Annotated in this window: 12 protein-coding genes; 8 read left to right on the forward strand and 4 right to left on the reverse strand. The window is 68.1% G+C overall.

Translation table 11 applies throughout. From position 1 onward, the window contains the following. The first annotated feature begins 164 nt into the window (after positions 1-164). The 3 genes from ABTZ94_RS33330 (at position 165) to ABTZ94_RS33340 (ending at position 2,341) form a co-directional block, all read left to right on the forward strand. A complete protein-coding gene (locus ABTZ94_RS33330) occupies positions 165-1,310 on the forward strand; it encodes a GAF domain-containing sensor histidine kinase (protein WP_351206504.1) in 1,146 nt (381 codons plus the stop codon). Further along, entirely contained in the window at positions 1,303-1,947 is a 645-nt protein-coding gene (locus ABTZ94_RS33335) for a response regulator (protein ID WP_351206506.1), read from the forward strand. The genes ABTZ94_RS33330 and ABTZ94_RS33335 overlap by 8 nt, the downstream gene beginning before the upstream one ends. Before the next feature lie 145 nt (positions 1,948-2,092). After that, positions 2,093-2,341, forward strand: coding sequence for a chaplin (locus ABTZ94_RS33340; protein WP_351206508.1), 249 nt, complete (start codon positions 2,093-2,095; stop codon positions 2,339-2,341). Between the two features lie 280 nt (positions 2,342-2,621). On the opposite strand, the gene ABTZ94_RS33345 is transcribed toward ABTZ94_RS33340, so the two are convergent. Then, complete coding sequence (locus ABTZ94_RS33345) at positions 2,622-3,401, reverse strand: Rv1486c family protein (protein WP_351206510.1); 780 nt, start codon at positions 3,399-3,401, stop codon at positions 2,622-2,624. 143 nt (positions 3,402-3,544) lie between these two features. Here ABTZ94_RS33345 and ABTZ94_RS33350 point away from each other — a divergent pair, with 143 nt between their 5' ends. The 4 genes from ABTZ94_RS33350 (at position 3,545) to ABTZ94_RS33365 (ending at position 6,767) form a co-directional block, all read left to right on the forward strand. Then, a complete protein-coding gene (locus ABTZ94_RS33350; protein WP_351206512.1) occupies positions 3,545-4,342 on the forward strand; it encodes an ABC transporter ATP-binding protein in 798 nt (265 codons plus the stop codon). 90 nt (positions 4,343-4,432) lie between these two features. Then, positions 4,433-4,861 (forward strand): NfeD family protein, encoded by a 429-nt coding sequence (locus tag ABTZ94_RS33355; RefSeq protein WP_351206514.1) that lies wholly within the window; start codon positions 4,433-4,435, stop codon positions 4,859-4,861. Between the two features lie 146 nt (positions 4,862-5,007). Next, positions 5,008-5,937, forward strand: coding sequence for an SPFH domain-containing protein (locus ABTZ94_RS33360; protein WP_351206516.1), 930 nt, complete (start codon positions 5,008-5,010; stop codon positions 5,935-5,937). A 62-nt stretch (positions 5,938-5,999) separates the two neighbouring features. After that, positions 6,000-6,767 carry a sulfite exporter TauE/SafE family protein gene (locus tag ABTZ94_RS33365; RefSeq protein WP_351206518.1) on the forward strand — a complete coding sequence of 256 codons (768 nt, stop codon included), beginning with the start codon at positions 6,000-6,002 and terminating at the stop codon, positions 6,765-6,767. A gap of 69 nt (positions 6,768-6,836) precedes the next feature. Here the strand turns inward: ABTZ94_RS33365 and ABTZ94_RS33370 are convergent, their stop codons facing one another. The 3 genes from ABTZ94_RS33370 to ABTZ94_RS33380 form a co-directional block, all read right to left on the reverse strand. Beyond that, on the reverse strand, positions 6,837-7,343 hold the full coding sequence (locus ABTZ94_RS33370; RefSeq protein ID WP_093895792.1) for an HNH endonuclease: 507 nt from the start codon (positions 7,341-7,343) through the stop codon (positions 6,837-6,839). Positions 7,344-7,499: 156 nt separating this feature from the next. Further along, on the reverse strand, positions 7,500-8,030 hold the full coding sequence (locus ABTZ94_RS33375) for a YbhB/YbcL family Raf kinase inhibitor-like protein (RefSeq protein ID WP_351206521.1): 531 nt from the start codon (positions 8,028-8,030) through the stop codon (positions 7,500-7,502). 51 nt (positions 8,031-8,081) lie between these two features. Further along, positions 8,082-8,864, reverse strand: coding sequence for a sporulation protein (locus ABTZ94_RS33380; RefSeq protein WP_351206523.1), 783 nt, complete (start codon positions 8,862-8,864; stop codon positions 8,082-8,084). Between the two features lie 73 nt (positions 8,865-8,937). Between ABTZ94_RS33380 and ABTZ94_RS33385 the strand changes: the two genes are divergently transcribed. Further along, the gene (locus ABTZ94_RS33385) at positions 8,938-9,579 is read left to right on the forward strand and encodes a DNA-3-methyladenine glycosylase (RefSeq protein WP_351206525.1); all 642 of its coding nucleotides are present in this window, start codon (positions 8,938-8,940) and stop codon (positions 9,577-9,579) included. The last annotated feature ends 304 nt before the right edge of the window (positions 9,580-9,883 follow it).

Genomic DNA, 9,883 nt, shown 5'->3' on the forward strand with positions numbered 1-9,883 from the left:
GACATCGACCACCGCACCCACAGGACCACCGTCCACATCGAGATCAGCACGTTGCCAAGCCCGTCAGATGGCTAACCGAACGGCATTGGTCCTAGTCCCTGCGCCCGAATCAGCACCGTCCACAGGCCGATACGGCGTCCCCGCGCCGCCGGTACGGTGAGGCCATGAGTCATCGCCCACAGTCGGGCCTCGCAGTGGTGAGTGCCGCACTGCTCGCCATGAGCCGGCATCTCGAAGTGCGTGATGTCCTGAAGACGATCGTCGCCTCGGCCCGCCGGCTGCTGGACGCCGAGTACGCCGCCCTGGGCGTCCCCGACGATCACGGCGGCTTCGCCCAGTTCGTCGTCGACGGTGTCGACGAAGAGCAGTGGAAGGCCATCGGTCCCCTGCCCCGGCAGCACGGCGTCCTCGCCGCGATGCTCCACAAGGCGAAGCCCGAGCGCCTTGCCGACGTCCGCAAGGACCCGCGCTTCGAGGGCTGGCCCGCCGCCCACCCCGACATGTCCGACTTCCTCGGCCTGCCCATCAGGGACGGTGACGAGATCATCGGCGCGCTCTTCCTCGCCAACAAGCGCTGCCCCAAACCCGAGGGCAGCTGCGGCTTCACCGCCGAGGACGAGGAACTGCTGTCGATCCTCGCGCAGCATGCGGCGATCGCCCTCACCAACGCCCGGCTGTACGAACGCAGTCGTGAGCTCACCATCGCCGAGGAGCGTTCCCGGCTCGCCCATGAGCTGCACGACGCGGTCAGCCAGAAGCTGTTCTCGCTGCGGCTGACGGTTCAGGCCGCCACCGCCCTGGTCGACCGCGACCCGGCCCGCGCCAAGGGCGAACTCCACCAGGTCGCCGCGCTCGCCGCGGAAGCTGTGGACGAGCTGCGCGCCGCCGTCATCGAACTGCGCCCGGCCGCGCTCGACGAGGACGGCCTCATCGCCACACTCCGTACCCAGATCCAGGTCCTGGACCGTGCGCACGCGGCCCGGGTCACCTTCGAGAGCCTGGGTGTACGGGCCCTGCCCGCCGCCCAGGAAGAAGCGTTGCTCAGGGTCTCCCAGGAAGCCCTGCACAACGCACTGCGTCACTCGGGCGCCGAGCACGTCGACGTCACCCTGACCCGGCACGGCAGCAGCACGCTGCTGCGGATCACCGACGACGGCAGCGGCTTCGAACCCACGGCGACCAGGCAGGCAGGCCGCCACCTGGGCCTGGTATCGATGCGGGACCGCGCAAGCGGTGTCGGCGGAAGTCTCACCATTGAATCGGCGCCCGGCAAGGGCACCACGATCAAGATGGAGGTACCCGGTGGCTGACAAGATCATCAGGGTGCTGCTGGTCGACGACCACCAGGTGGTCCGCCGCGGTCTGCGTACGTTCCTGGAGATTCAGGACGACATAGAAGTGGTCGGCGAGGCGTCCGACGGCGCCGAGGGGGTGGCCAGGACCGAGGAGCTCCGCCCGGACGTCGTCCTGATGGACATCAAGATGCCCGGCACCGACGGGATCGAGGCCCTGCGCAAGCTCCGCGAGATGGGGAATCCGGCCAAGGTACTCATCGTCACCAGCTTCACCGAGCAGCGCACCGTGGTCCCCGCTCTGCGAGCCGGAGTCTCCGGTTACGTATACAAGGACGTCGATCCGGAAGCCCTGGCCGGCGCCATCCGCTCGGTGCACGCGGGCCACGTCCTGCTCCAGCCGGAGGTCGCGGGAGCCCTGCTCGCCCAGGACGACACGGGCAGCGGTACGGGCCGGGGGAGCACCCTCACCGAACGGGAGCGGGAAGTACTGGGCCTGATCGCCGACGGCCGATCCAACCGCGAGATCGCGCGAGCACTGATCCTCTCCGAGAAGACCGTCAAGACACACGTCTCGAACATTCTGATGAAGCTGGATCTCTCGGACCGGACCCAGGCGGCCCTCTGGGCCGTCCGGCATGGGGCGGCGGGCTGACCGGCACCGAAGCGGACCGTCTTTCTCCGGACCGAGATTCATACTGTCGGGTGTATGTCACCCGGACGGCGCAACCTGCTCGCCCCCGAGGCGTTCTCCAGGGTGCTGCGGCGGCTGGCCGCAGCCACGCTAGGAGGATCCTGAAGTGAAGAACCTGAAGAAGGCCGCAGCCGTCACCATGATCGCCGGTGGAATCATCGCCGCCGGTGCCGGCGCGGCCTCCGCCACCGGCCACGGCGCCGGCGCCCACGGCGCCGCGACCCACTCCCCGGGCGTGGCCAGCGGCAACGTCGTCCAGGTCCCCGTGCACATCCCGGTGAACGTGGTCGGCAACACCGTCAACGTGATCGGCCTGCTCAACCCGGCCTTCGGCAACTTCGGCCTGAACGGCTGACCGACCTCACGGTCCTGTGTCGCCGGCCGGGCGCATCGAGCCCGTCCGGCGACATCCGAAGCCCGCCCCGGCACGCCCAAGCCCGTCCACGAGGCACCTCCCACACCCTTCAGACCGACCGGCACATGGGGGGCGGCGTCGCGGGGCCGGTCACGCACATCTGCGGCATCGTCGTCAGGCCACAACGCTCCGTGTTGCCCTCACACTCGTCCTGCAGCTGCACGCACCCGGCGTCGCGGGGCTGGGCAACAGCCGCCCTCCCCGCCCGGCCGCCCAAGGCCTACCGCTCCCGCTCCTCCACATACGCGTTGTACGCGGCAACCTGCGCCCGCCGAGCCACCCGCTCCACCGGCCTCAGCGCCTCCCCCCGAGCCGCGATCTCCGACGCGCTCACCGCCCCGCCGTGCCCGTTCTCGTACGCCACCGAGATCAACAGCCCGACCCGCTGCGCCAGCTCCAGCACCCGCATCGCCCGCGGCGGATACCCCGGAGCCAGCACCTCACGCCCCCGCTCCGCCCGCGCCCGGTACGCATCCACCGCTGCCTCCGCCACCGGCCCGGAACCGGCCACATCCAACCGCGACAGCACCGCCGTCGCATCCCGCAACGCCTCGGCGAGCTCCCGCTCCGCCTCACCCAGCGACGGCACATCGGCCGGCGGCGCCTCCCGTACCGGCAGACAACGCCACACCACCTCGACGTGCAGATCCCCGTCCGGCCCCACCTCACGCACCTCGGGAACCAGCCCGTACGGCGCACCGAACGCGACCACCGCCTCCTCGGCCTCCAACGCCCGCGCATTGAAGTCCGGCGGACCGCTGAGCCCCAGCGGATGCCCGGGCGCCGGCAGCGCGACCCGGAAACCGGTCACCCCCAGACTCCGCAACCGCCCGAGCGCCAGCGTGAGCCCGACCGGCCCGGACTCACCCGGCAGTCCCTCGACGCGGTGCACCGCGTCCTCCCCGACAATGGCGAGCGCCGCGTCGTCCGGCGACACAAGTCCGGCCAGAAGCGCGTTTCCCCAAGCGGCCAGCAGTCCTGAGCGTGGTTCCGAAAGCATGGGAACAGCCTAGGGAACGACCCCGAGGCCTGTCGTCACACGGGCCCAGCGCCTGGAGCTCTCCTGCGGTGGCGTAGATTTCCCTGGGAGCTGTGCCCACAGGCACGCGACGATCTCGACACTGCATGGGGAGACAACGCGCCATGAGCGAAGTACTGGAGCTGGTGGACGTATCCGTGGTCCGCGACGGACGCGCTCTGGTGGACGCCGTCTCCTGGCAGGTCAAGGAGGGGGAGCGCTGGGTCATCCTCGGCCCGAACGGCGCCGGCAAGACCACCCTCCTCAACATCGCGTCCAGCTACCTCTTCCCGAGCACCGGCACCGCCAAGATCCTCGGCGAGCAGCTCGGCGGCGTCGGCACCGATGTCTTCGAACTCCGCCCCCGCATCGGTATCGCGGGCATCGCCATGGCCGAGAAGCTGCCCCGGCGCCAGACCGTTCTGCAGACGGTGCTCACCGCTGCCTATGGCATGACCGCCACCTGGCACGAGAACTACGAAGCCGTCGACGAGGAGCGTGCCCGCGCCTTCCTCGACCGGCTCGGCATGACCGAGTACCTCGACCGCGAGTTCGGCACCCTGTCCGAGGGCGAGCGCAAGCGCACCCTGATCGCCCGCGCCATGATGACCGACCCCGAGCTGCTGCTCCTCGACGAGCCCGCCGCGGGTCTCGACCTCGGTGGCCGCGAGGACCTGGTCCGCCGCCTCGGCCGACTGGCCCGCGACCCGTACGCCCCCTCCATGATCATGGTCACCCACCATGTCGAGGAGATCGCCCCCGGCTTCACCCACGTCCTGATGATCCGCCAGGGCAAGGTGCTCGCCGCGGGCCCCATGGAGACCGAACTCAGCTCCCGCAACCTCTCCCTCTGCTTCGGCCTGCCGCTCGTCGTCGAGCACACCGGCGACCGCTACACGGCCCGCGGACTGCCGCTCTCGTAGGCGCAGCCGAACGACAGTCTCCGGACGCAACGGCGCAGCCGCCCGCCCGCGCCCTGTCCGCGAGGGCACCCGCAGTCCTACCATGACCACGTGGACATCGATGCGTGGGTGTGGTGGCTGATCGGCGCGGTGGGACTGGGCATCCCGCTCGTCCTGACCGCGATGCCCGAGTTCGGCATGTTCGCCGTCGGAGCAGTCGCCGCGGCGGTCGTCGCGGCACTCGGCGGCGGCATGGTGGCCCAAGTACTTGTATTCGTCGCGGTCTCCGTGGCCCTCATCGCCGTGGTCCGCCCGATCGCCGCCAGGCACCGTGCCGACCGGCCCCAACTCGCCACCGGCATCGATGCGCTGAAAGGCCGTCAGGCCGTCGTCCTGGAACGGGTCGACGGCAGCGGGGGCCGGATCAAGCTGGCCGGAGAGATCTGGTCCGCCCGCGCACTCGACGAGGACCAGAGCTTCGATCCGGGCCAACAGGTCGATGTCGTCGACATCGACGGAGCCACGGCGGTCGTCATGTGACCGAACTACCCACACAGCAGAGCGCGTTCTGTCAGACTCGATGTCGATCATCATGAGACCGGGGCCGTCGAGGCATACGGCCCCTCCCGGGATCTCGACCTCGAACACCGCGATCCGTCAGCAACCGAAGGGCAACGAGGAACACGATGCAACCGATCATCATCGTCCTGATCATTCTGGTGGTGCTCGTCTTCATCGCCCTGATCAAGACGATCCAGGTCATCCCGCAGGCCAGCGCCGCCATTGTGGAGCGCTTCGGCCGCTACACCCGCACGCTCAACGCCGGCCTGAACATCGTCGTTCCATTCATCGACACCATCCGCAACCGGATCGACCTCCGTGAACAGGTCGTGCCGTTCCCGCCCCAGCCGGTGATCACCCAGGACAACCTGGTCGTCAACATCGACACCGTCATCTACTACCAGGTGACCGACGCAAGGGCCGCGACCTACGAAGTCGCCAGCTACATCCAGGCGATCGAGCAGCTCACCGTCACCACCCTTCGCAACATCATCGGTGGCATGGACCTGGAGCGGACCCTGACCTCCCGCGAGGAGATCAACGCCGCCCTCCGCGGAGTCCTCGACGAGGCCACCGGCAAGTGGGGCATCCGCGTCAACCGCGTCGAGCTCAAGGCGATCGAACCGCCCACTTCCATCCAGGACTCGATGGAGAAGCAGATGCGCGCCGACCGCGACAAGCGCGCCGCGATCCTCCAGGCCGAAGGAACCCGCCAGTCCGCGATCCTCACCGCCGAGGGCGAGAAGCAGTCCGCGATCCTGCGCGCCGAAGGTGAGGCCAAGGCCTCAGCCCTGCGCGCCGAGGGCGAGGCCCAGGCCATCCGCACGGTCTTCGAGTCCATCCACGCCGGCGACCCGGACCAGAAGCTTCTCTCGTACCAGTACCTCCAGATGCTCCCGAAGATCGCCGAGGGCGATGCCAACAAGCTCTGGATCGTGCCCAGCGAGATCGGCGACGCCCTCAAGGGCCTCAGCGGAGCCTTTGGCAACCTCGGCAACGGTGTCCCCGGATTCGACACCGGCAAGGAACGCCGAGAGCAACCCCCGGTCGACTGACGCGTACACGCCCTCGTGCATGATCAGTGCACCAAGCACCGATCATGCACGGGGGATTAGCCATGACCACCTGGGAGATGCTCGCCGTCTTCGTCGCGGGCACCAGCGCGGGCACGATCAACACGATCGTCGGATCGGGAACGCTGATCACCTTCCCGGTGCTGCTCGCCACCGGTCTGCCCCCGGTCACCGCCACCGTCTCCAACGCCCTCGGTCTGATCCCCGGTTCCATCAGCGGCGCCATCGGCTACCGCAAGGAACTCACAGGACAGTCTCGCCGCGTACTCAAGCTCGCCATCGGCGCCCTGATCGGCGGCCTCACCGGCGCCACCCTCCTGCTGGCCCTGCCCTCCACGGCCTTCGAGACGATCGTGCCGATCCTGGTGACCCTGGCCCTCGTCCTGGTCATCCTGCAACCCCGCATCAGCAAAGCCGTCCAGCGCCGACGCGAACACACCAGCACCCCCGCCCGCCACGACGGCGGCCCACTCCTCTTCGTCGGACTGATGCTCGCCAGCGTCTACGGCGGCTACTTCACCGCCGCCCAGGGGATCATCTACCTCTCCCTGATGGGCATGCTGCTCGACGACACGATGCAGCGCCTCAACGCCGTCAAGAACGTCCTGGCCGCCGTCGTCAACAGCATCGCCGCGCTCTTCTTCCTCTTCGTCGCGGACTTCAACTGGACGGCCGTCGTACTGATCGCCGTCGGCTCCGCACTCGGCGGCCAGATCGGCGCCAAGATCGGCCGCCGCCTCAGCCCCACCGTCCTGCGCATACTCATCGTCGCGGTCGGCACGGTCGCCATCGTCCAGCTGCTGCTCCGCTGACACACGGATGCCCGCCCTCCAAGGAGTCGGGCATCCGATACGACAACATGCGTACGCCGACTGCGCCGACTACGCCGCGGTGCGGTCCAGCCACTCCGGCAGCGCCGACCGCTCACCGGCCCCCAGGGCCAGCAGCATCGCCTCCGCCGGCGACGGTACGAACGGCTGCCGCAGCAGCGGCATCCCCGCCTGCTCCGGTGTCCGGGCCGCCTTGCGGTGATTGTCCTCGGCGCAGGACGCCACCGTGTTCAGCCAGGTGTCCTGACCGCCCTGGGCGCGCGGCACCACATGGTCGACGGTGCTCGCCCGTCGCCCGCAGTACGCGCACCGGTGCTGGTCCCGTATCAGCACGCCCCTTCTGGACCATGGAGCCTGTCTTCGGAACGGCACCCGTACGTACCGGCAGAGCCTGATCACCCGGGGTACCGGAATGTCCACGGCGGCGCCACGCATACGGAGATCGGGGTGCGACTGCTCGACGACAGCCTTGTCCTGCAGAATCAGCACCACCGCACGGTTCAGCGTCACCGTCGACAGCGGCTCGAAGCTCGCGTTCAGCACCAGCGTGTCCCGCATCTCGCCCACCTCCCGTGTGCCGCCCGCCCGCTGGCAGGCCCGGATCAACTCTGGCTGGACAGGCCGTGATGGACAACGCAATAAAAAATGCCCTGCCCTGATCTCTCCAGGACCAGGGCAGGGCAAACAGCAGGGGAACTCTCGGTTCACCGTGTACTAGGCGGGACCCGTGTACTCACCGATCAGCTGAGCACGGCCCAGCGTGTGGAACCGCAGATTGAATCCGACGACCGCGGGCGACACATCGCTGTCGACACCCAGCTTCTCGCTGTCCACCGCGTACACGGTGAAGACATAGCGGTGGTTCTCACCGGCCGGCGGCGCGGCGCCGCCGAAGTCCTTCGACCCGTAGTCGTTACGGACCTGTACGGCACCGGCCGGCAGCCCCTCGAACCTTCCGCTGCCCGCACCGGCCGGCAGCTCCGTGACCGACGCCGGGATGTCGAAGAGTACCCAGTGCCAGAATCCGCTGCCTGTAGGAGCATCGGGATCGAAGCAGGTCACGGCGAAACTCTTGGTCCGGTCCGGGAACCCCTCCCACCGCAGTTGCGGCGAAGTGTTCCCGGCGGCGAACACCTGGGCATCCGCCAGCACAGCCCCGGGCGCGAGATCCTCGCTCACCACCGTGAACGACGGCACCTCGGGATGGAAGTCGTGCGGCAGCGGCGCCCTTTTCGGCTCGGTCACGTCAGCACCTCTCCTGATCGCTCCACTACTGTCAGCAGGTCTCCCCCGACCCTAGAGCCAGTTGCGCTGACCGCCGACTTGGGCGAGCCACTGATTGAGATACGCCGCCCAGTCGGTCCCCTGGAAGTCGTTCAGCCCGACCTTGAACGCGCGGTACGAGTCGCTGCCCTCGCTGAAGAGCCCCGACTTCTTGTCCATCTCCAGGACGACGTCCATCTCGCGGTCGTCCGCGACGAACGTCAGCTCCACCTGGTTCAGCCCGCGGTACTGCTGCGGCGGGAAGAACTCGATCTCCTGGTAGAAGGGCAGCCGCTGGCGCGTACCGCGAATGTGGCCGCGCTCCATGTCCGCGCTGCGGAAGCCGAAGCCGAGCTGCCCGAAGGCGTCGAGAATGGCCTGCTGAGCCGGGAGCGGGTGCACATTGATCGGGTCCAGGTCGCTGGAATCCAGCGCCCGTGCGATCTCCAGCTCCGTGGTCACGCCGATGTTCATGCCGTGCAGATGCTGACCGGCGAACATCGTGATCGGCGTCTCCCACGGAATTTCGAGCCCGAACGGTACGACGTGCACGGCACCTGCCTGCACCTCGAACGCGCCACCGAGCCGAAGCTTGGTGAACTCGATGTCCTGCTTGGTCTCCGTGTCCTGGCCCTCGACCTCGACCCGGGCCTGCAGACCGACGGAGAGTCCCTCGATCTGCTGATTCACGGATCCGCCCTGGATCCGCACCTCGCCCTGGACGACCCCACCCGGCACGACATTGAGTTCGCTCAGCTCGGTCTCCACCGAAGCACCGCCGGCACCGATGCTCGCGAGTAGCCGCTTGAAGCCCATTTTTACTCCTTCTTGGTCCTGACCCCTAGATACGCGCCACGACCGTAGTCAGTTCCCGGTAACCTCGAACGCCATGATCGAGGGCCTGGACCGTACGCCACTGACACGCGACTTCTTCGACCGCCCCGTGCTGGACGTGGCACCCGACCTCCTGGGCCGGACCCTGGTACGCGCCACCCCCGACGGCCCCATCGAACTCCGTCTCACCGAGGTCGAGGCCTACGCCGGCGAGATCGACCCCGGATCGCATGCGTTCAGAGGCCGCACCCCGCGCAACAGCGTCATGTACGGACCACCCGGCCACGCCTACGTCTACTTCACGTACGGCATGTGGCACTGCCTCAATCTGGTGTGCGGCCCGGAGGGAAAGGCCAGCGGTGTGCTGCTCCGTGCCGGAGACATCCAGGTCGGCGCCGACCTCACCCGCAAACGTCGAATCTCGGCCCGTAACGACAAGGAACTGGCCAAAGGCCCGGCCCGACTGGCCACTGCCCTCGACGTCGACCGCGGACTGAACGGCACCGACGCCATCGCCCACACCGGCGCCCCGCTGTCGGTACTGCACGGCACCCCGCCACCCCGCGACCAGGTGCGCAACGGCCCGCGCACCGGAGTGGGCGGCGACGGAGCCACACATCCGTGGCGTTTCTGGATCGACGGAGACCCCACAGTGAGCCCCTACAGAGCCCATGTGCCACGTCGCCGAGCAACTTGACTCGCCCTTGGGGGCCGCCTAATGTAGTCCGAGCCGCTTGAAACGGGTACTGCTGTTGGTACGGTCCATCGGACCGCCCCGAGCATCCGGAAGCGGCCAACCACTACCTACGACTCACCCTGGCGGGTGCGAATTCGGCATGCCGTAATTCGACCCCCATCGACTCGATTATGAGTCGCCAAGGAAATCGGTTAATGTAGTGGACACGCCGAAAGGCAAGGCCACTCCAAAGGCCACCGGAATTCAAATTCGGACCGGAAACGGAACGAAAAAGAATCTGGTAAGGTTGGAACCGCCGGAAAGG

This window comes from Streptomyces sp. NPDC002785 (assembly GCF_040295565.1).
Lineage (GTDB): Bacteria > Actinomycetota > Actinomycetes > Streptomycetales > Streptomycetaceae > Streptomyces.